This is a genomic window from Thalassolituus alkanivorans (assembly GCF_020447205.1).
GTDB lineage: Bacteria > Pseudomonadota > Gammaproteobacteria > Pseudomonadales > Oceanobacteraceae > Venatoribacter > Venatoribacter alkanivorans.
This window is the reverse complement of record NZ_JAJAEL010000001.1, coordinates 43,603-64,231: the sequence shown is the minus strand read 5'-3', so window position 1 is coordinate 64,231 and position 20,629 is coordinate 43,603. Positions and strand designations below refer to the sequence as shown.

Below are 20,629 nucleotides of genomic sequence, written 5' to 3'. Positions count from 1 at the left end.
TTTTTGCTGAGGGATCAGGCCAACCGAGCGTATCATTTGTGATTAACGGCAGGCATCATTGCCCGCCAGACTCAGGCAGAGGTATCAGCCCAGATGCATGACTTGGCACTGACTGACATATTTTTAATTCATCGCTGCACCTGGTTAAGCCCGTGGACGGTTATCCCGCCCGCACCCCTCCGGCACAAACCGGCTTTACAGAAGAGACTGCCCAATGAAACTCATCATTCTTGATCGCGACGGCGTACTGAACGAAGACTCCGACGACTTTGTAAAGTCCGTCGACGAATGGCTACCAATTACTGGCAGTGCTGAAGCGGTTGGCCGTTTGTGCAACGCCGGTTACACCATCGCCGTTGCGACCAATCAAAGTGGCCTGGCACGGGGGCATTTCAGCCTTGCCGACCTGGAAGCGATGCACGCCAAAATGAACGCGCTGGCCGCAGAACATAATGGCCGGTTTGCCCATATTGCCTTCTGTCCGCATGGCCCGGATGACCATTGTGATTGCCGCAAACCCTTGCCCGGCCTGATTCATCAGATTGAAAAAGCGTTAGACACATCGGCCGAAGGTTGCTGGATGGTTGGCGACTCTATCCGCGATTTAGAAGCCGGTGTTGCCGCCGGTTGCCGTCCGGCATTGGTACGCACCGGTAAAGGTGAGAAAAGCATCGCCAGACTCGCCGACTCCGGACTAAGCCAGGCGCAGGTGTTTGATAACCTCGCCGCTTTTGCCGATTTTGTATTGGCAAACCCGTAATAAAAAGCCGGCAAATGCCGGCTTTTTACTTACACCTGTCTCAACGTGCCAGCCAATAATTCGCCAGTACACTGTCCGGGTCGGAGAGCAGTAATTCAACAAGTCCTGTTACATTGGTGACCACGGGTACACCCAATATAAATGTCCTCTGCTCAAAATTACCGAAATTGATATCAGATAAAGACGTAGTGCCAACAGGGAATGCATCACCGTCACTATCCGAAAAGACCATAACCAGCGCTAAAGCCTGTGATTCAACAGTGCCCAGAGCCACAGCACCAGTGGCGATTTCATGAATTCCGCTATAGGCCTCTGCCATGCTGTACCAAAGAGCAAGCGTATTACCTGAACGATAAGCAGCAATTTGAGTATTACAGCCAGAAATATTCAGACGTTGCTGGCCATCAACATTGATTGTCAGAGAAGCGCCATGATCCGTTACAAATACCGGACTCAGACTGCCTTCCTCAGGAATAACCAGATTCGTATCCCCTACACGATACTCAAAACTGAAATCTGTAACTCCTGCCATCGCGGCCTGATAGGCCAAATATGCAGGCTGTTCTGTATCATGCCGGTTTGCGCTGCTCAGCTCTGTTATCGCAGTATCACCGGCACCGGTAAAATACTGCGTGGCAATATCGGGCATGCAGATGGCAACATCCAGATTACCCGTTACCGGATTTACGAGCAGGTTAACGGCTGTGGTGTCATTGGCGTTCACCTGAGCAGACCCTGTGCCAGTGGCTATCAGGGTCGTACCATCAAAAACCTTAACCTCAATGCTGTAGCTACCCAATGGCAAAGCCGTAAAACTGATACTCGCTGCCTGATCTGCGATATCCGCCGATGATGAGCGCTCCAGTGAATCATTAAACACCCGTACCTCTGCACGGGTAGCACTGACCCCGGCATTCAGGGCTTTGCTCACATCCAGGCGGAAAGACACATCTTTCGTGGCCAGCTGCGGATTTTCCGGTGCGGGGTTGGTGGAGTCAGAGGTTTGCTGAGAAGTATTTTCTGCACCACCACAGGCGGTCAGAGTGGCAATGGCGCAGGCAAGCACCAGAGACTTAAACGGGGAAGAATGCATACGACGTCCTTTGTTGCCGTGTTTTTATTGTTATTACGAGCACTGTTAGTAAACAGGTTCCGGCAGATTAACAATACAATACGGTCGTACCAAACAGTAATCTGACCCCGTTAATGAGAAAGTCTGAGTCCGCGCAACAGAGCTGAGCTAAATTACAGCCGGGAAAAAGTCCGAGGAATTCAGGTAACAAGAGATCCCCGGCTAAAGTGGTATAAATAACGCCCACTATAATAAGCGCAGAGCACGGTATCTCTATGGCAGCACATCCTGACGTAACTGGCACGGATGCCAGCGTAACGCCCTATCGCCTGTGGTTGGCACAGCTGCGCAGCATCATTTTTTACTGCTGGCTGGCACTGCTGACCCTGGCCTGGTTTATTCCCAGTTTTGTCATTGGCATCTTCCTGCCGCTGAAGGCGCGTAACTATTTCATCATGGTGTTTTACTGCCACATTGTGGTCTGGTCGGCACGGCTGATCTGCGGGGTTAAATGGCGGGTGGAAGGACGGGAAAATATTCCCATCGATGGCCGCGGCTATGTGCTGCTGAGCAAACACCAAAGCACCTGGGAAACGTTTTTTATCCCAACCCTGATCGCCCCTCATGTACAGGTGGTCAAACGCGAGCTGCTCTATCTGCCGTTTTTTGGCTGGGCGCTGAAGATGATTCATCCGATATTTATCGACCGTACTCATAAAACCAATGCGCTGAAGCAGGTACTGAACCAGGGGGCCGACCGTCTGAACAGCGGCATTCATGTATTGGTTTTCCCCGAAGGCACAAGGGTGTCGCCGGGTAAGCGCAAAGCCTTTTCCAAAGGCGGTGCCATGCTCGCCACCAAGAGCCAGGCACCCGTAATTGCCATTGCCCACAACTCCGGCGAACACTGGCCAAATGACAACTGGGTAAAACGCCCGGGCACCATTAATGTGGTGATCAGCCCGGTGATGGAAACGACCGATCTCAGTACTGCGCAACTGAGCGAGCTGAGTGAAAGCTGGATTAACAACCGGGTGGATGAAATTTCAGCCCGGCCGTTTGACGGTGAAATGGTCGATGCCGACAGCAGTGGTAAACGTTTCTGAACAATAAAAGGCAGACTGGCTGTAAGTACCCGCCGTAGTAAACACTCACAATCAGCCTGCCATTTACCTTCTCATCAGCAGCTTACAGCACCATCGCTGCAACCCAGCCAGCCACTAACAGCGGCAGGTTAAAATGCAGAAAGGTCGGCACCACGGTGTCGCGCATATGATGGTGCTGGCCATCGGCATTCAGACCCGCGGTCGGCCCTAGCGTCGAATCCGACGCCGGTGAACCCGCATCCCCCAGCGCCCCGGCGGTACCGACCAGCGCCACAATAGCCAGCGGGCTGAAGCCCATCTGCAGACATAACGGCACATAGATCGCGGCGATGATCGGAATGGTCGAGAACGACGAGCCGATACCCATGGTCAGCAACAGGCCGACAACCAGCAGCAACAATGCTGCCAGCGCCTTGTTATGATCCAGCCAGGCTGCCGAGCCATTCACCAGCTCAGCAATATGGCCGGTACGCTCCAGCACCTCCGAGAAGCCCGAAGCGGCGATCATAATAAAGCCGATAGAGGCCATCATCTTGATGCCGTCGACCAGCACGCCTTCGGACTCATTCCAGCGCACCACCCCGGTAACCGAAAACAGCATAAAACCCGCCATCGCCCCCAGTACCATCGAATCGGTATACAGCTGCACCACAAAGGCCAGCACAATCGCCAGCGCTGCAACCATCAGCGCCTTCGGCTCATAACGGCGTTCGGTATGTTCAGCAATCGCAATGCGGGTGAGGTTATATTCACGCGGCTTGCGGTAGGTAAACAGCGCCGCAATGATCAGGCCGGTCAGCATCCCCAGCGCCGGAATCACCATCGCCTGCACCACCGACACCCCTTCCACGTTCAGGCCGGCCTCAGCCACACGTCCGAGCAGAATCTCATTCAGATAGATATTGCCGAAGCCCACCGGCAGGAACATATAAGGCGTTACCAGACCAAAGGTCAGCACACAGGCTACAAGACGGCGGTCGAGACGTAAGCGGGCAATCACTAACAGTAGCGGCGGGATCAGAATCGGGATAAAGGCGATATGGATCGGAATCAGGTTCTGCGACGACACCGCGACCAGCAGCAGCAGACCGAGCAGGCCGTTCTTCAGCCAGCGTGACTCGCGACCACCGGTTTCCGCACCCAGCTTACGCAGGATCGCATCGGCCAGCAGATGCGGCAGACCCGACAGCGAAATCGCCACCGCAAAACCGCCCAGCAAGGCGTAGCTGAGCGCAATACCCGCGCCACCGCCGATACCGGCATTGAAGGCGTCCAGCGTGGTCTTCAGATCCAGGCCGCCAACCCAGCCGCCAACAAAGGCCGCAACAATCATCGCCAGCATTACGTGCATACGCGCCAGACTGAGCACCAGCATCAGTACCACCGCAATCACCACCGCATTCATGGTTTTTCCTCATTCAGGCCCGGTATAAAACTGACCGGGCAGTCAGATACTCAAAGAAGGCGCGCAAAGTACCACAAAGTGGCCGGTTGAGGGTGACAGAGCGCAGGAATGGCAGGCTGGCGCTGCGTCTTTTTACGGTTTCTTTCAACAGTGGAATCTGAAGTGAGCCGAATAAGGTCTGGTATTCGGCTCATATTTTTTACAATGATGAGCCGAATAGAGTTATCAGGTGGTTCAGAGACTCTATCTGGCGAATTTGCTGGTAAAGGGGATTGAGAGTTGCCACTAATCAGGTCAGATCCGAAGCCAACTCAACTAAGTCGATATAACCTTGGTATCTTGCATCATGAGTCTGTTCGCAATAATGAATCGCAATCTCCAGAGCAGCCGGATTCCCATCGTAAGCACGCTGCGCCAAGCGGGTTCGATATATGGCTAAATCCTCATCTGATCGATGTCTGAAAGCACCATGAAGCTCTTCGAAAATCGTTGCCGCAGATCTGGCGGTATATGCCCCTGCATTCACCTGATCTCTGAAAAATTTCTGTTGCATATCCCTTCCTGTGACACGGACACCATGCAGATGGATTGGCTTCACTTTTAATAGAATCTCTCTCGAACTAGGCTGTTTATCAAAAAACTGATGGTCAAAATCTATTAAATCAGGTCTTTTGTGGTATTCAAATCTACTGTTTTTGGAGGTGAATTGGGTGAAAAGATCAGGTGAGCTGATTTTCATTGCCAGCAGAATTGCAGTGGCAAGCCAAAAGTACTTGTTCAGATTTTTTTCGTCGGAATAGCAGGCGTGCAGTTGATCCATCCATTGCAGAGTCGTTCTTAAATCAAAGTCGAAGCTTTCGGAAATCGCCGCAAAGTTACTGGCCAATATATCTCTGTTTTCTACCGTCACATTGCCATCACAAGTGCTTAAAAGTGCTTGTGAGAAGTAATCATCAAACACTGGCTGAACCTGAATAAATTCCAACAGGTCAGGCTTTTTCAGCGTAAAGCTACGATTAAAAAACCGATACAAATACCGCTGCGCATCAAACTCCTGCCCATAAACGGCTTTGATGGAGTGCTGTAGCTGATCGGTATTCGTGGCAATCACAAACACTAAGCCGGGGATATCGAACAGATGCTTTACCGTTTCCAATAGTTCGATTGCATAGGTGGGACGACAGCGATCCAGTTCGTCGATAAAGACAAACATCGGTTTTTTATGATCGCTTTCATCACTAACCAGATTAAGCCAGCTCTGAATTTCTTCTTTAAATTCTTCAATTAGTTTCAGTTTTTGTTTGTGATCCTGCAATACCAGAGTCACAGCGGAATCACTGACAGCATCCACACCGTTGCGGATAAGATCGGCACTATCGCCCAGATGCTTGTCCATCTGGTGCTGAACAACCCCCTTGGCAAAGGCTTTGAAAAATTGCCCTGATTTCCGTAAAGCATTCTTTTTATATTCAGTAGCTTTAGCATTTACGCAAAGTCCTTCCAACGCATCAAATACACCGGAAATAACCGTCAGCAACGGGTCATCAGAAAAATCATTCTGCCAGGCATCGATATAGGCGGTGGGATGATGGCTCTGAATCGTTTGCTGCCAGCGCTTAAGAAACCATGTTTTACCGGCGCCCCATTCGGCATTCAGATTCATCACATAGCTGCTTTCGGCGTAGCCGCTGAGATAATTGGTCAGAAACTTTGCATATCTACCACGATCCAGACGATCAACCTGATTTTCCTCATCAGGCTTCGTCCAATCAAAGTCCAGCTCCACCGTCATGCTCAATTCCCTTTCATATAATTACTGATGAAGATACCACTAATGCCAGAATGAAAAAGCCCCGGCTGTCTGCACAGCCGGGGCTTTTTATTTAACGCTGATGCTAACGCGCTTTATGGCAAACCCGGATCAGAAATCCAGGTTCGCTACGTTCAGCGCGTTGGCTTCGATAAAGGCGCGGCGCGGTTCTACGTCGTCGCCCATCAGGGTGGTGAACATCTTGTCGGCGCCGATGGCGTCTTCGATGGTCACCCGCAGCATGCGGCGGGTATTCGGGTCCATGGTGGTTTCCCACAGCTGTTCCGGGTTCATCTCGCCCAGACCTTTATAGCGCTGGATATTGAAGCCTTTTTTCGCTTCGGCCAGCAGCCATTGCACAGAATCCCAGAAGTCTTCGATCAGATGCACGCGCTCGCCACGCTGGATGTAAGCGCCTTCTTCCAGGGTGTCGCTCAGCTTCTGGCTCATGGTGGCCAGTTTGTTGTAACCGGAACCGGCGAAGAAGTCGTGGTCGAGACGGAATTCTTTCGGAATACCGTGGGTGATTACTTTGATCACGATCTTATGGCTGTTGCGCTCGCTGTCGGCGGCTACTTCAACAATAAAGTGGCTGCCACTGCGGCCGGCGTCCGGCAGACGGTCGCTGAGCTGCTGAGCCCAGGCTTCGGCGCTGGCTTTATCGGCCAGATCGGCGCTGTTCATACGCGGCAGGGTTACCATCTGGTGCAGCACTTCGTGCGGTACCAGGTTGGACATACGGGTGATGGTTTCCTGCGCTGCACGGTAGTCGGCAACCAGCTGTGCAAAGGCTTCATCGGAGATGGCCGGAGCCTCAGCAGACGGGTGCAGAGCGGCTTTTTCCAGTGCGATATGGGTCAGGTAGCTTTCCATCGCTTCTTCGTCTTTGATGTACTGCTCCTGCTTACCACGCTTGATTTTGTACAGTGGTGGCTGGGCAATAAAGACGTGGCCGCGCTCGATGATTTCCGGCATCTGACGGAAGAAGAAGGTCAACAGCAGCGTACGGATGTGCGCACCGTCGACGTCGGCATCGGTCATGATGATGATGCTGTGGTAACGCAGTTTGTCCGGGTTGAACTCTTCGCGGCCGATACCACAGCCCAGTGCAGTGATCAGGGTGCCGACTTCAGCAGAAGACAGCATCTTGTCAAAGCGGGCTTTCTCGACGTTCAGAATCTTACCTTTCAGCGGCAGAATAGCCTGGGTGCGGCGGTCACGGCCCTGCTTCGCAGAACCACCCGCCGAGTCCCCTTCCACCAGGTACACTTCGGACAGTGCCGGGTCTTTTTCCTGGCAGTCGGCCAGTTTGCCGGGCAAACCGGCGATATCCAGAGCGCCTTTGCGGCGGGTCATTTCACGCGCTTTACGTGCCGCTTCACGGGCACGGGCTGCGTCGATCATCTTGCCAACCAGATCTTTGGCCTGCTGTGGGTATTCAAGCAGGTAATCGGCAAACAGACGGCCCATTTCCTGTTCTACCGCAGGCTTCACTTCGCTCGATACCAGCTTGTCTTTGGTCTGGGAGCTGAACTTAGGGTCCGGCACTTTAACCGAAATAATGGCGGTTAAGCCTTCACGGGCGTCATCACCGGTGGTGGACACCTTGGCTTTTTTCGCCAGACCTTCTTTTTCGATGTAGTTGTTCAGGGTACGGGTCAGCGCAGCACGGAAACCAGCGAGGTGAGTACCACCATCGCGCTGTGGAATATTGTTGGTGTAGCAGTAGATGTTTTCCTGGAAGCTGTCATTCCACTGCATCGCCACTTCAACGGCAATGCCGTCATCGCGCTGGATATTGAAGTGGAATACGTCGTTCAGGGCAGTTTTGCCTTCATTCAGGAAGGTTACGAATGAGCCCAGACCGCCTTCAAACGCGAAGATGTCTTCACGGTCGCTGCGCTCGTCTTTCAGGTGAATACGCACACCGGAGTTCAGGAATGACAGTTCACGCAGGCGTTTGGCCAGGTAGTCGTAGCTGAATTCAGTCTTGTTGGTAAAGGTCTGCAGCGATGGCAGGAAGCGTACGGTGGTGCCCTTGCCTTCGGTGGTGCCGACTTCTTTCAGCGGGTAGTCCGGTACACCGTGGCTGTATTCCTGTTCGTAGACTTTGCCGCCACGACGGATGATCAGCTTCAGTTTTTCTGACAGCGCGTTTACAACGGAAACACCCACGCCGTGCAGACCACCGGAAACCTTATAGGAGTTGTCATCGAACTTACCGCCAGCGTGCAGTACGGTGAGGATAACCTCAGCCGCTGATACGCCTTCTTCAGGGTGCAGTTCGGTTGGAATACCACGGCCGTTATCCGATACGGATACGGAGTTATCGGTATGGATAATCACATCGACCTGGTCGCAATGGCCGGCCAGGGCTTCGTCAATGGAGTTATCCACCACCTCGAACACCATGTGATGCAAACCGGTACCGTCATCGGTATCGCCAATGTACATGCCCGGCCGTTTGCGCACGGCATCCAGCCCTTTCAGGACTTTAATACTCGACGAGTCGTAAGTCTGCTCACTCATTCGGTGGTTCCTCTTGATGAATTCGGTGCACTGCCGCTGTTATGCGTTGTCGGGCAATGCGAAATAAGCTGTTTTGTATCAGTCCGCAGGTCTGTCTTACTGTGATGCTGCATTTTCAACTTCTGCTGCAACATCCTGAACAGCACCCTGTTCCACGTGGAACAACTTGCTGGCTACGGGCTGCCAGATATCGGTCAGCTTGTCCTTATCGATACTGGTAATAAAGACCTGACATTTTAAGTCTTCCAGCAGCTTACATAAAGCGAAACGGTGCTTTTCATCCAGCTCTGATGCGAGATCATCGACCAGATAAATGGTGCGTCTTCCACTCTCTTGCTGGAACAGTGCGCCCTGGGCAATTTTCAGTGCGGCGACCACGGTTTTCTGCTGGCCGCGGCTTAATATTTCGGCGGCAGGCTGCTTGTCGACCTTTATACGCAGCTCTGCACGGTGAGGGCCTGACTGGGTATAGCCCAGCACCATATCACGCTCCTGCTGCTTATCCAGCACGTCCTGCAGCTCGGAATCTTTATCCCAGCCCGGATAGTAGGCCAGGCTGACATCCACGCTGTCATCCAGCGCTTTGAGGATGCGCATAAACTCGGGTTTAAAGCGCTTCAGATAGGCGCGACGGTGCTGATCAATCACCAGCGCACTTTCGACAAAGCCTTTATTCCACACAGGCAGCCATTCCGCTTCTTTTTGCTTAAGCACCGAGTTACGTTGCTTAAGTTGCTTGCGGAAGGTTTTCCACTGTTCCATAAAACTGTGTTCCACGTGGAACACACCCCAGTCGATAAACTGGCGTCGTTCTTCCGGCGAACCAGACAGCAGTTTGAATGTGGTTGGATCAATCACCTGAACCGGCAGCCAATGGGCTGCTTCTGCCTGAGACGTCAACACCGAGCCATTCAGTTTCAGCAGATGATCACCGCCTTTCAGACGCAGGCTGTCGAGCTGACACTGGCCAAGGCTCTCGTCGTCGATATCCATCTGGATTTCAATACGATCCGCATTGTGTGCCAGTACGTGTTTGAGCTGTGAAGTACGGAAAGACTTGCCCGCAGCCATCAGCACGATGGCCTCGAGAATGCTCGTTTTGCCCGAGCCGTTATCGCCGTAGATGAAATTCACTCCGGACTGGAGTGTAAGATCCAGCGGCTGCAGATTTCGCACGCCGCTGATTTTAAGCTGCCGGATTGGCATAAGAAGGTTCGCTATATGGCCGGCGACTAGAGGCGCATCGGCATAACAACATACATCGCGTCGCCGCCTTCCGGTTCTTCCAGCAAGGCACTGCTGTTGGCATCAGACAGGGTCATTTTTACCTGCTGGGTGTCGAGCACGCTCATAACATCCTGCAGATAAGAAACGTTGAAGCCCATTTCCAGAGCATCACCTTTGTATTCCACGGCCACGGATTCTTCTGCTTCTTCCTGCTCAGGGTTATTGGCAAACACTTTGAGCAGATCAGTGTCCAGCACCAGACGTACACCACGGTACTTCTCGTTGGACAGAATCGCGGTACGGTTAAATACCTGACGCAGTTCAGTACGGTCGGCCAGCATTACATTGCTGCCATTTTTCGGGATTACACGGCTGTAATCCGGGAATTTACCGTCCACCAGTTTGGAGGTGAAGGTGAAGTTTTCGGTGCGTGCACGCAGGTGGTTGGTGCTCAGCGACAGCGTAACGGACGACTCAGGGTCGGTCAGCAGCTTGGCCATCTCCAGCACACCTTTGCGCGGCAGAATGATCTGCTGGGCAGTATCCGGGCCGTTCATCGCCACGTGGCAGGTCGCCAGGCGGTGACCATCGGTAGAAACGGTACGCAGACCAGTGGCGCTCACTTCAAACAGCATACCGTTGAGGTAGTAGCGGACGTCCTGCTGGGCCATGGCGAAGCTGGTACGGTCGATCACACGGCGCAGGCTGCCCTGCTCCAGGGTGAACGTCTTTTCGCCGGCAATGTTATCCACATTGGGGAATTCGGTGGCAGGCAGCGTCGACAGAGTAAAGCGGGAACGGCCGGAGCGGACATTAACGCGCTGCTCGTCCTGTTCGATTTCAATCTGTGCACCGTCCGGTAACGAACGGCAGATATCCATCAGCTTTTTAGCCGGAACCGTGATCTCACCTTCCTGACCAACCTCATCAAGGGTGACGCGGCCAACCAGTTCGACTTCCAGATCGGTGCCTGTCAGTGACAACTGCTGACCCTGAACCTCCAGCAGTACGTTTGACAGTACTGGCAGAGTCTGGCGTTTTTCTACTACGCCGGCCACCAATTGCAGAGGACGAAGCAAGGCTTCCCTAGAGATAACGAATTTCATGGTTCTCCACTCAGGTCCTGGGCATGTTCATCGGATTGAACAGCGCCTGTGATTGCTTGAAAACAGTCTGTCTTACAGTAAATCAGCACATAATGACGGCTGATTTACGTTGTCAGCGAGCGCAGCAGATTCTTATAGTCTTCGCGAATATCTGCGCTGGTTTCCTGTAATTCTTTAATTTTGCGGCACGCATGCAGAACTGTTGTGTGATCACGGCCACCAAAGGCATCGCCGATTTCCGGCAGGCTGTGGTTGGTCAGTTCTTTGCTCAGCGCCATGGCCACCTGGCGCGGGCGGGCGATGGAGCGGGTGCGGCGCTTAGATAATAAATCAGACATCTTGATTTTGTAATACTCAGACACGATTCGCTGAATATTATCGACACTGACCTGTTTATCCTGCAGCGCAAGCAGGTCTTTCAGGGATTCTTTGATAAACGGCAGGGTGATTTCACTGCCGGTAAAATGGGCGTTGGCCACCACGCGTTTCAGTGCACCTTCAAGCTCGCGCACGTTGGAGCGGATCTTCTGGGCAATAAAGAAAGCGGCATCATCGGGCAGGTGTACACCGGTCTGCTCGGCCTTCTTCATTAAGATAGCCACACGGGTCTCAAGCTCCGGCGGCTCAACCGCTACAGTTAAGCCCCAGCCAAAGCGGCTTTTCAGGCGCTCTTCCAGACCATTGATCTCTTTCGGATAACGGTCACAGGTCAGAATCATCTGCTGGCCGCCCTCAAGCAGGGCGTTAAAGGTGTGGAAAAACTCTTCCTGTGAGCGCTCTTTACCGGCAAAGAACTGAATATCGTCAATCAGCAACGCATCCAGACCGCGGTAAAAGCGTTTGAATTCGTTAATGGCATTCAGCTGCAACGCTTTCACCATATCCTGCACAAAACGCTCAGAATGCACATACAACACTTTGGCATTCGGATTTTTGCTCTGCAGATAGTTACCCACAGCATGCATCAGGTGAGTTTTACCCAGACCAACGCCACCATATATAAAGAGGGGGTTGTAGGAACCGCCGGCATTTTCGGCAACCTGGCGGGCTGCGGCATGGGCCAGCTGGTTCGATTTACCTTCAACAAAGGTTTTAAAGGTAAAGGTCGGGTTAAGGAAACTCTGGTGCTGGATGCCCCCTTCAACCTGAACTTCACGCTTAGGACGGCTGACAACAGGTGCCGGTGCAGCAACCGGAGCTTCGCCATAAGACGGCGTGTTATTAAAAGAAGGGACTTCCTGCTGGCTGCCGTAATCAAACTCGGCCTGCGCCCGGGGGGCGGCAAAACCAAAGTTTTCATTCTGGGCAGGAGCCGGAGCAGGCTCAGGACGACTGACAGCCAGCGGCCGGAACATCGGCTGGGCTTCACCCACGGCCAGTTCCACACGGGTTATCAGACCGCCATTCAGATCGGAGAGGATTTCCTGAATGCGTTGCAGGTACTTATCCTTCACCCAGTCTTTTACAAAACGGTTAGGCGCACTCAGAACCAGCTGTCCACTGTCGGCGTTTGCCACCAAAGGCCGGATCCATGTGTTGTATTGCTGCGCGGGGAGTTCGTGCTGCAAGTGTCCCAGGCAATCTTGCCACAGAGCTGTCAGTGCCACTTCTTTATATCCGTTATCTGAATTCTAGCGAGCCGCACATTCTAACTGAGGGGACGATGGTTATCCACAGAAGTTATGATAATTTTCCACGCTTCCTTAAACCCTGTGGATAAACAGGACGAAAGCATGCGGATAGTTTTCTGGATAACCTTGTCCGGAATTTTTCTGTCGATTCCACACACATTCCATACCTCACTTACCGGCAGCTAGTGCATAACTTAAGCGCAGTTAAACACACCACTTATGCTTGCCATAAGTGTTTGTTTTTAAAGGACTTTTTATGGTTACCCACAGATATTGGCGTGACTAAGAATAAAAATAACGAACTACTCCTTCTCTTCTTTCACATAACATAACAGGTATAAAAATCTTTTCGTGTGAACAGGAAAAACCGGTTTGAGTAAGTTCTGAAACTGCACATAAAATCACCATTGCTATTGCTGATTCTTTCTCATACAATTGCCGCCCTTAAAAATTAGACCCTTTTCACTTAACTGGGTGACAGTGTTATGAAACGTACTTTCCAACCAAGCGTATTGAAACGTAAGCGTACTCACGGTTTCCGTGCCCGTATGGCTACTAAAAACGGCCGTGCTGTTCTGGCTCGTCGTCGTGCTAAAGGCCGTCACGTACTGACTGCTTAATCGACCGTCTGACGCTGCGTAGTTTGCCGTCGATGCCGGAATTCGGATTTCCCCGCCGTGCCCGCTTACTCAAGCCGGTGGAGTTCAAACGGGTTTTCGACAAGACAGAATTACGCGGTAGTTCGCCTCACCTGTTGGTGCTGGCAACTCCGAATGAGCAGGACCAGGCCAGGATCGGATTCGTTCTGGCCAAAAAGCAGATCAAACGGGCTGTAGACCGCAACCGGATTAAACGTCTGGTTCGCGAATCGTTCCGGCATCATCAGCATGAGATGGCGTCGCTGGATTTTGTTTTACTTGCCCGCTCTGGTCTTGCCGAACTGGACAACCAGCAAATTCGTGAGATGATTGACGGCCTTTGGTTCAGATTAAAGCGTCCTTCCAATGACAGACAAGCAAACGGCAGCCGAAAAAACCGCCGCGCATCCCGGCGCTAAGGTGTTGCTGTCCCTGATTGCTTTCTATCGTTACGCTCTCAGTCCCCTTATTCCCAGTCGTTGTCGCTATTACCCCACCTGCTCTGCCTATGCCGATGAAGCTGTTCGTCGATATGGTGCTGTGCGCGGCGGTTATCTTGCGCTCAAACGGTTGCTCCGGTGTCACCCCTGGGGTTCCCACGGTGTGGATCCGGTACCCGATTTACCCAACCATTCCTCCAATTGTTGTCAACGGAAACCCTAATCATGGATATCCGCCGTACGGTCATATTTCTTGGCCTGATTGTCAGTAGCTACTTCCTTATCCTCGCCTGGAATGATGACTACGGTCAGAAAAATCAGGTAACAGCGCCGATTGAAGCAACCGCGGTTGCTGAAAACCAGGACGCTCCGGTAACCACCGCCAGTGCCGACGAGCTGGCTGAGCAACCAGCGGTTGATGCTCCGGTTGTCAGCACAGAAGCCAAGGCGCAGCCATCGGCGGAGCTGATTCGCGTAGATACCGACGTACTGCGTCTGGTGATTGACCCACGTGGTGGTGAAATCGTTGAAGTACTGTTGCCTGAATATCCGGCAGCGGTTGATCAGAAAGACGTTCCTTTTGTATTAATGGAGCGCAACCAGCGCCGTACCTATGTGGCCCAGAGTGGTCTGCTGGGTAAAGACGGTGTGGATGCTCAGGGTCCTGCGCTGTACAGCGCGGATGCCACTCAGTATAAGCTGGCGGATGGCCAGGATGAGCTGAGCGTTGTGCTGACCACTCAGACTGAGAAAGCAACGGTAGAAAAAGTATTCACCTTCCGTCGTGGTGATTACCTGATGGATGTTAATTTCCGCATCAAAAATACCTCAGCGGAAGCCTGGCAGGGTGTTTTCTACGCGCAGCTGAAGCGTGATAACTCGGTTGACCCGTCAAAAGGTTCACAGATGGGCATGGCGGCTTACTTAGGCGCAGCTCTGACCACTAAAGAAAACCGCTACGAAAAAGTAACTTTCTCCGATCTGGAAGATGGCCAGTACAAAAAAGTCGAGCAAGGTGGCTGGGCCGCAATCCTGCAGCACTACTTCCTCGCTGCCTGGGTGCCTGCAAAAGATGTGCAGCACACCTACAACGGCCGTGCGGTTAAAGGAAACTACATTTTTGGTTTCTACGATGCGCCTACGGTTGTTGCCGCCGGTGAAACCGCTGAAGTGGGTGCCAGCCTGTATGTCGGTCCTAAAGTGCAGGATCGTCTGGCCGAAATTGCAGACCATCTGGATCTGACTGTCGATTACGGCTGGTTATGGTGGATTGCCCAGCCGCTGTTCTGGTTGCTGAGTTTCTTCCACGGTCTGGTGGGCAACTGGGGTGTGGCCATTATTCTGCTGACTGTACTGATTAAAGCCGCATTCTTTAAGCTGTCTGCCACTTCTTACCGCTCGATGGCGAACATGCGCAAAGTAGCGCCGAAGATGCAGGAAATTAAAGAAAAATACGGTGATAACCGTGAAAAGCTCGGCCAGGAAATGATGAAGCTCTACAAAGAAGAGAAGATCAATCCGCTGGGTGGCTGTCTGCCGATTCTGGTGCAGATGCCGGTATTTATCGCGCTGTACTGGGTACTGATGGAATCTGTGGAATTGCGTCAGGCACCGTTCTTCCTGTGGATTAAAGATATGTCGGTGATGGACCCTTACTTCATTCTGCCATTAATCATGGGTGCTTCTATGTTTATTCAGATGAAGCTGAACCCAACACCGCCGGACCCGATGCAGGCGCGTGTTATGCAGTTTATGCCGGTGATCTTTACCGTGTTCTTCCTGTGGTTCCCGGCCGGTCTGGTACTGTACTGGGTAGTGAACAACATCCTGTCGATCAGTCAGCAGTATGTGATTACCAAACAGATCGAAAACAGCTGATCTGCAGGAATCTTAAAAAGGCGCTTCGGCGCCTTTTTTATTGCCTGCCATCCAAATGTACAAAATTCAAAACAGCTGCGGCGGCTTTTGATTGTCTGCATCCTCCGGGTTAACTCAGGTACAATTCGCGCAAGCCAAACCGCTGTATTTAAAACGGCGCCCAGATTTCAGGAATCCGCGATGAGCAACCTTATCCACAACGACACCATTGCTGCTGTAGCCACTGCACCGGGGCGTGGCGGGGTTGGCATTATCCGCGTATCTGGCGCGCTGGCGTTAACCGTGGCTCAGGCCGTACTCGGCATAGAGCCCAAACCCCGTTATGCCCACTACGGGCCGTTTAAAGCGGCAGACGGTACTGTGCTGGATGAAGGCATCGCCCTGTTCTTCCCCAACCCGAATTCTTTTACCGGCGAAGATGTCCTCGAACTGCAGGGCCACGGCGGTCCGGTGGTGCTCGATTTGTTGCTGAAAGAAGTGGTGGCGCTGGGTTGTCGTCTGGCGCGCCCCGGTGAATTTTCCGAGCGCGCTTTCTTAAACGACAAAATGGATCTGGCCCAGGCCGAAGCCATTGCCGATTTAATCGACTCCGCCTCTGAGCAGGCCGCACGCTGTGCGCTGCGTTCATTGCAGGGGGAGTTCTCCAACAAAGTACACAGCCTGCTCGACCAGTTAATTCAGCTGCGCATTTATGTCGAAGCCGCCATCGATTTTCCCGAAGAAGAAATCGATTTTCTCTCCGACGGTAAAGTGGCTGCCATGCTCGACGCCGTGGATGCGGAGCTGAAAGCGGTTCTGCGTGAAGCCGGACAAGGCGCGCTGCTGCGTGAAGGTATGAACGTGGTGATTGCCGGCCGGCCGAACGCCGGTAAATCGTCGCTGCTGAATGCACTGGCCGGTCAGGAGCGTGCCATCGTTACCGATATTGCCGGCACCACGCGTGACGTATTAAAAGAACATATCCACATCGACGGTATGCCGCTGCACATAATCGACACCGCCGGTCTGCGTGATGCGCCGGACGAAGTGGAGCGTATTGGTATTCAGCGCGCCTGGGACGAAATCAGCAAAGCCGACCGCGTATTATTGATGGTCGACAGCACCACCAACGAAACCGATGCAGAGAAATTACTGCACGCGCTGTACGACGAGCGTGGTCTGCAGGACGCCGCGACCGATCTGTTGAATAACGGCCGCTTAACCGTTATCCGCAACAAAGCAGATTTATCCACAGAGACCATTGGTCTGAATAACGACGGCCGTTTCCCGGTAATTACCTTATCAGCGAAACAGAATGCGGGTGTTGATGTGCTGCGCGAACACCTGAAACAGATTATGGGGTTTGATGCCGCAGCCGAAGGTGGTTTCCTTGCCCGCCGCCGTCATATCGATGCTCTTAACCGCGCGCAGCAGGCTCTCGATTTTGGCCGCCAGCAACTGGAAGGCATGGCCGCCGGTGAGCTGCTGGCCGAAGATCTGCGTATGGCGCAGCATGCACTGAACGAAATTACCGGTGCTTTCACCGCCGATGATCTGCTGGGCGAGATTTTTGGCAGCTTCTGTATTGGTAAATAATCAGCCATGGGTGACAAGCCGGGTGAGCAAGGTTTCTGAGCACTCCGGTAATCGTTTTCAGGCATAAAAAAACCGCGATATTCGCGGTTTTTTTATGCCCGTTAAACAGCCTGAAATGAGCGGATTAAACGGTTTTATATTTCTGCTGTTCCGCTTCCCATTCGCCCAGCAGCTCACGGTTATCGTGCATCCATGGGTGAAAATCGCGGCGGAAATAATCCAGATAATCACGCCAGATGGTTGGCACCAATCCTGGCTTCAGGAAGTAGAACCGGAACCCTTTCCACCAGACTTTCGGGTTGAATAACTGGCCGTCTTTCCACAGGAAAATCGCCTGAATAATGGACGTGCGCAGACAGAAAAGAATGGTGACATTAATCATGGTCAGAACCCGCAGCCAGTAACTGCCAACTGCCTGTTGGTACACATCGTAAGCCACGGCTTTATGTTCGGTTTCCTCAATCGCGTGCCAGCGCCACATTTCTTTAAATTGCGGGTGCATGCCTTCGGTTGATTCCGGGTTGGTCAGAACCTGGTGCGCCATGATGGCGGTAAAATGTTCCAGCGCACAGGTAACTGCCAGGCGGTGTTTACGCGGCAGCCATTTTTTCATCCAGACCTTTTCTTTCTTTTCAAAGGCCATGATTTTGTCGATCGGGTAATTCCATTTTTTCAGATAGTCGTTGTACTGCGCATGTTCATGGCCGTGAATGGCTTCCTGTTTAATAAAGCCTTTAATCTGCTGCAGTAATTGCGGGTCGCTGATTTTGTGCTGATTATCACGCACGGCATCCATAAACATGCGCTCACCTTCAGGGAACAGACAGGAAAGCGCGTTCATGAACGTCGATTTAAAAACATCGTCGCCGTACCAGTATTTGGGAATGTCATCGAGGTCGAATTCAAATTCCATTTTACGGCCGGGAATTTCCATAGAAGAACTGATGGCCTGAGCTTTTTGCAGTTTGCTGTTCATAAACGCCTCGCAGATGATGTACCTAGGGCCTGTTAACACTAATTAAACGAGCCTGTTATCGGCTAAAAATTTCTCAGACAAGGCGCTGAGAGTGTGGCCTAACGGGTTAAGCGAACGAACAGCAACGCTGGATGAGGAATTTTTAGCCATAACCCTTCGGGCTGAGGCCAGTTTTCCCCATTAACGTCGTCGTTCGTCATTCATTTAGCCCGCTAATATCACTCCTCTCTCCTTGTTCTGAGAAAAACTGGCTCTCAGCAGGCCTGATTCAATTAGTGTTAACAGGCCCTAGCCCAATGTTAAGTGCGGTAGCAGACCGCAAACTATTAACCGGTACGTTATTCTCATTATGCGTAACAGGATAGGCGCATCAGGCCAGCGCTGACAGGTGATCGGACGACAATTATCGGGTGCGGTGGTGACTGCAGGTGGCTTTCGATCACCGCCTGCAGGCAGGGCAGGCGGATTGTTGCAATTGCTCAGAGATGACCGACTTTCACCAGTATCAGCGTCTCTTCATCAACAAAAGGATGGTGCTGGCTTAAGTGCGGACTGCGCAGCCAGGTATGCTGCGGATATTCACCGTGCTCGTCTTTAAAGCAGCCGGAAATTATCAGAATTTCCTCCCCACCCCAGTGGCGGTGCGGTTGGAATACCTCTCCAGCAGGCCAGCGCACCAACGCCGTACTGGCTCCCAGATGTTCATGCAGGGGGCACACGGTCAGACCGCCAATACCCGGCCGCCATTGCTGATCTTCGGGGCGGATGCGCACGGTTTCAGTGTCGGTTTCAGCAAACTGATTAAGTTTTACAAAGATCAGACAACCCTGCTCGGAAAACGGTGCATGGGCAGAACCCGGTGGATTGCGCAGATAACTGCCGGCCGGGTAATCGCCGGATTCATCGCTGAACACGCCTTCGAGCACATAAATTTCTTCGCCCAGCGGGTGAGTATGCTGCGGAAAACGTGCGCCGGGCAGGTAGCGCACCAGACTGGTTACCTGACCATGCTCCGGAGCTTCACGTTCCAGCGGGAAACGTTCTATCGGCGCCTGCGGTGCGCTGAGCCAGGGCTGATCGCCCTGACGGATAACCACCACTTTGCTGCGATCCATATTGATGGGCTCAAAAGTTGGCTGGGCGCTCATGGGATCTCCGGACAGTATTTCGTTGATGAAAAAGCAGGGCTGCAGGCTGATAGCCGACGATTGTATTCCTCTCCGCCGTGGCGGCCCAAGCAGCAAATCCGGCTGACTATCCGGTAAAGCGGCAGACAATGCGTATTTTTATCGGATCGTGGGTTAAAGAGAGCGGATTTGCCGCCGATTGCTATCTTTACAGGTATTACTTTCAAGCGGGAGAACTCCGTGCGCGCAGCAACTCTGGCGATAGCCGCCACCTTACTGGTGGGATGTATTGCAGAAGAAGACAAAGACAAGATCACCAACGAACAGGGAGTGACCGTCAGTGATCCGACTCTGGCCCTGAATGGTTTATGGGACGGCCAGTTTGATCAGGCAGGCAGCCTGCGGGTGCTTATTTATAACGGCAACGTTTACGGTCTGGATGAAAGCCGTGGTTACTACGGCACAGCATTGCTGAATAACGATAACCGCACCGCCACACTGGCGCTGACGGGTTATACCCTGTCGCAGAATGATACCGCCGCCAAACAATATGTGGCCGACGGTCTGAATCAGGATTACAGCCTCAATGGCCTGCTGTACACCGTGGAAGCTTCACCACAGCTGGTTGGTGACTTTGAAAACGCCACCGGCACCGGCAGTTTTGTGCTGACCGATGATGGCACCTGGCCGAATAACTCTGCCCTGAGTCTGCTGGCGGGCAAGTGGACGGCCACCGGTTATGAATTCTATGTAGAGCCATTAAGCAGCAAGGCTTCGTTTAAAGGCATCAGCACTGATAGCAGTGGCTGCACCTTCGAAGGTGACATCACCCTGTTGGATAAAAACGATGCCCTCTACGCCGTTACCCTGCGCGAGCGCAAAAACTGCCCGGCATTTAACGAAACCAACGCCAGTGGCTATGCCGTGATCAACAGCGATGGCTCGCTGGAGTTGTACCTGCGCAAAGATACCGACCTGTTGTTTATGACCTTTACCGCGCCGGTCAGCAGCACACCTGTGGAAACCCCTACCGATACAACAGACACAACGACGGATACAACCACGCTCTGAGCGGTTAACGGCTGCTGCTGCTGCCTGCAGTGGCCGTTATTCTTTCCCCCTTCCTGTGCATAACCTTCTGGATAACGCGTAATAAAGATCCGCATAAGCTGGGATCTCAGCATGAACAGTTTTCCTTATTTATTCTGAGGATAAAGTTACCCACAATTATCAACAGCTTTATACACTTACTAATACTTTGTTTTTTAAGGAATTAAATTAAAAAATCACAGCAGTGACTAAAAATGGCTAACAGTCTTTTTACCGATGTGGATAAAGTGTATAAAACC

General features: G+C 52.4%; 17 protein-coding genes. 8 read left to right on the top strand and 9 right to left on the bottom strand.

What is annotated here, in order from left to right; translation table 11 throughout:
- Positions 1 to 214: 214 nt before the first annotated feature.
- The gene (gene gmhB, locus LGT44_RS00290) at positions 215 to 760 is read left to right on the top strand and encodes a D-glycero-beta-D-manno-heptose 1,7-bisphosphate 7-phosphatase (protein WP_225691285.1); all 546 of its coding nucleotides are present in this window, start codon (positions 215 to 217) and stop codon (positions 758 to 760) included.
- A 40-nt stretch (positions 761 to 800) separates the two neighbouring features.
- On the opposite strand, the gene LGT44_RS00285 is transcribed toward gmhB, so the two are convergent.
- On the bottom strand, positions 801 to 1,853 hold the full coding sequence (locus LGT44_RS00285; protein ID WP_230331736.1) for a hypothetical protein: 1,053 nt from the start codon (positions 1,851 to 1,853) through the stop codon (positions 801 to 803).
- 254 nt (positions 1,854 to 2,107) lie between these two features.
- Here LGT44_RS00285 and LGT44_RS00280 point away from each other — a divergent pair, with 254 nt between their 5' ends.
- Positions 2,108 to 2,938, top strand: a complete 831-nt coding sequence (locus LGT44_RS00280) for a lysophospholipid acyltransferase family protein (protein WP_230331737.1) — start codon at positions 2,108 to 2,110, stop codon at positions 2,936 to 2,938.
- 82 nt (positions 2,939 to 3,020) lie between these two features.
- On the opposite strand, the gene LGT44_RS00275 is transcribed toward LGT44_RS00280, so the two are convergent.
- The 6 genes from LGT44_RS00275 to dnaA all read right to left on the bottom strand — a co-directional run bounded on the left by LGT44_RS00275 (position 3,021) and on the right by dnaA (position 12,622).
- Positions 3,021 to 4,343 (bottom strand): Na+/H+ antiporter family protein, encoded by a 1,323-nt coding sequence (locus tag LGT44_RS00275; RefSeq protein ID WP_230331738.1) that lies wholly within the window; start codon positions 4,341 to 4,343, stop codon positions 3,021 to 3,023.
- A gap of 289 nt (positions 4,344 to 4,632) precedes the next feature.
- Positions 4,633 to 6,135 carry a KAP family P-loop NTPase fold protein gene (locus tag LGT44_RS00270; RefSeq protein ID WP_230331739.1) on the bottom strand — a complete coding sequence of 501 codons (1,503 nt, stop codon included), beginning with the start codon at positions 6,133 to 6,135 and terminating at the stop codon, positions 4,633 to 4,635.
- Between the two features lie 129 nt (positions 6,136 to 6,264).
- Complete coding sequence (gene gyrB, locus LGT44_RS00265) at positions 6,265 to 8,682, bottom strand: DNA topoisomerase (ATP-hydrolyzing) subunit B (protein WP_230331740.1); 2,418 nt, start codon at positions 8,680 to 8,682, stop codon at positions 6,265 to 6,267.
- A gap of 96 nt (positions 8,683 to 8,778) precedes the next feature.
- On the bottom strand, positions 8,779 to 9,888 hold the full coding sequence (recF, locus tag LGT44_RS00260) for a DNA replication/repair protein RecF (protein ID WP_230331741.1): 1,110 nt from the start codon (positions 9,886 to 9,888) through the stop codon (positions 8,779 to 8,781).
- A 26-nt stretch (positions 9,889 to 9,914) separates the two neighbouring features.
- The gene (gene dnaN / locus LGT44_RS00255) at positions 9,915 to 11,015 is read right to left on the bottom strand and encodes a DNA polymerase III subunit beta (RefSeq protein WP_145467331.1); all 1,101 of its coding nucleotides are present in this window, start codon (positions 11,013 to 11,015) and stop codon (positions 9,915 to 9,917) included.
- Between the two features lie 104 nt (positions 11,016 to 11,119).
- Complete coding sequence (gene dnaA / locus LGT44_RS00250; RefSeq protein WP_230331742.1) at positions 11,120 to 12,622, bottom strand: chromosomal replication initiator protein DnaA; 1,503 nt, start codon at positions 12,620 to 12,622, stop codon at positions 11,120 to 11,122.
- A gap of 509 nt (positions 12,623 to 13,131) precedes the next feature.
- On the opposite strand from dnaA, the gene rpmH reads away from it, so the two are divergent.
- The 5 genes from rpmH (at position 13,132) to mnmE (ending at position 17,177) form a co-directional block, all read left to right on the top strand.
- A complete protein-coding gene (gene rpmH / locus LGT44_RS00245) occupies positions 13,132 to 13,266 on the top strand; it encodes a 50S ribosomal protein L34 (protein WP_145467333.1) in 135 nt (44 codons plus the stop codon).
- 32 nt (positions 13,267 to 13,298) lie between these two features.
- Positions 13,299 to 13,703 carry a ribonuclease P protein component gene (rnpA, locus tag LGT44_RS00240; protein WP_145468098.1) on the top strand — a complete coding sequence of 135 codons (405 nt, stop codon included), beginning with the start codon at positions 13,299 to 13,301 and terminating at the stop codon, positions 13,701 to 13,703.
- The gene (gene yidD, locus LGT44_RS00235) at positions 13,651 to 13,947 is read left to right on the top strand and encodes a membrane protein insertion efficiency factor YidD (RefSeq protein WP_145467335.1); all 297 of its coding nucleotides are present in this window, start codon (positions 13,651 to 13,653) and stop codon (positions 13,945 to 13,947) included. The genes rnpA and yidD overlap by 53 nt, the downstream gene beginning before the upstream one ends.
- Before the next feature lie 2 nt (positions 13,948 to 13,949).
- Positions 13,950 to 15,602 carry a membrane protein insertase YidC gene (gene yidC / locus LGT44_RS00230; RefSeq protein ID WP_230331743.1) on the top strand — a complete coding sequence of 551 codons (1,653 nt, stop codon included), beginning with the start codon at positions 13,950 to 13,952 and terminating at the stop codon, positions 15,600 to 15,602.
- Between the two features lie 180 nt (positions 15,603 to 15,782).
- A complete protein-coding gene (gene mnmE / locus LGT44_RS00225) occupies positions 15,783 to 17,177 on the top strand; it encodes a tRNA uridine-5-carboxymethylaminomethyl(34) synthesis GTPase MnmE (protein WP_230331744.1) in 1,395 nt (464 codons plus the stop codon).
- 124 nt (positions 17,178 to 17,301) lie between these two features.
- On the opposite strand, the gene LGT44_RS00220 is transcribed toward mnmE, so the two are convergent.
- Entirely contained in the window at positions 17,302 to 18,153 is an 852-nt protein-coding gene (locus LGT44_RS00220) for a metal-dependent hydrolase (protein WP_145467342.1), read from the bottom strand.
- Between the two features lie 479 nt (positions 18,154 to 18,632).
- Entirely contained in the window at positions 18,633 to 19,301 is a 669-nt protein-coding gene (locus LGT44_RS00215; RefSeq protein ID WP_230331745.1) for a cupin domain-containing protein, read from the bottom strand.
- A gap of 219 nt (positions 19,302 to 19,520) precedes the next feature.
- On the opposite strand from LGT44_RS00215, the gene LGT44_RS00210 reads away from it, so the two are divergent.
- Entirely contained in the window at positions 19,521 to 20,351 is an 831-nt protein-coding gene (locus LGT44_RS00210; protein WP_145467346.1) for a hypothetical protein, read from the top strand.
- The last annotated feature ends 278 nt before the right edge of the window (positions 20,352 to 20,629 follow it).

Bases quoted from the DNA above. Each gene is read 5' to 3' on its own strand.
- gmhB (WP_225691285.1), top strand. From the start codon at position 215: ATGAAACTCATCATTCTTGATCGCGACGGCGTACTGAACGAAGACTCC.
- LGT44_RS00285 (WP_230331736.1), bottom strand. From the start codon at position 1,853: ATGCATTCTTCCCCGTTTAAGTCTCTGGTGCTTGCCTGCGCCATTGCC.
- LGT44_RS00280 (WP_230331737.1), top strand. From the start codon at position 2,108: ATGGCAGCACATCCTGACGTAACTGGCACGGATGCCAGCGTAACGCCC.
- LGT44_RS00275 (WP_230331738.1), bottom strand. From the start codon at position 4,343: ATGAATGCGGTGGTGATTGCGGTGGTACTGATGCTGGTGCTCAGTCTG.
- LGT44_RS00270 (WP_230331739.1), bottom strand. From the start codon at position 6,135: ATGACGGTGGAGCTGGACTTTGATTGGACGAAGCCTGATGAGGAAAAT.
- gyrB (WP_230331740.1), bottom strand. From the start codon at position 8,682: ATGAGTGAGCAGACTTACGACTCGTCGAGTATTAAAGTCCTGAAAGGG.
- recF (WP_230331741.1), bottom strand. From the start codon at position 9,888: ATGCCAATCCGGCAGCTTAAAATCAGCGGCGTGCGAAATCTGCAGCCG.
- dnaN (WP_145467331.1), bottom strand. From the start codon at position 11,015: ATGAAATTCGTTATCTCTAGGGAAGCCTTGCTTCGTCCTCTGCAATTG.
- rpmH (WP_145467333.1), top strand. From the start codon at position 13,132: ATGAAACGTACTTTCCAACCAAGCGTATTGAAACGTAAGCGTACTCAC.
- rnpA (WP_145468098.1), top strand. From the start codon at position 13,299: ATGCCGGAATTCGGATTTCCCCGCCGTGCCCGCTTACTCAAGCCGGTG.
- yidD (WP_145467335.1), top strand. From the start codon at position 13,651: ATGACAGACAAGCAAACGGCAGCCGAAAAAACCGCCGCGCATCCCGGC.
- yidC (WP_230331743.1), top strand. From the start codon at position 13,950: ATGGATATCCGCCGTACGGTCATATTTCTTGGCCTGATTGTCAGTAGC.
- mnmE (WP_230331744.1), top strand. From the start codon at position 15,783: ATGAGCAACCTTATCCACAACGACACCATTGCTGCTGTAGCCACTGCA.
- LGT44_RS00220 (WP_145467342.1), bottom strand. From the start codon at position 18,153: ATGAACAGCAAACTGCAAAAAGCTCAGGCCATCAGTTCTTCTATGGAA.
- LGT44_RS00215 (WP_230331745.1), bottom strand. From the start codon at position 19,301: ATGAGCGCCCAGCCAACTTTTGAGCCCATCAATATGGATCGCAGCAAA.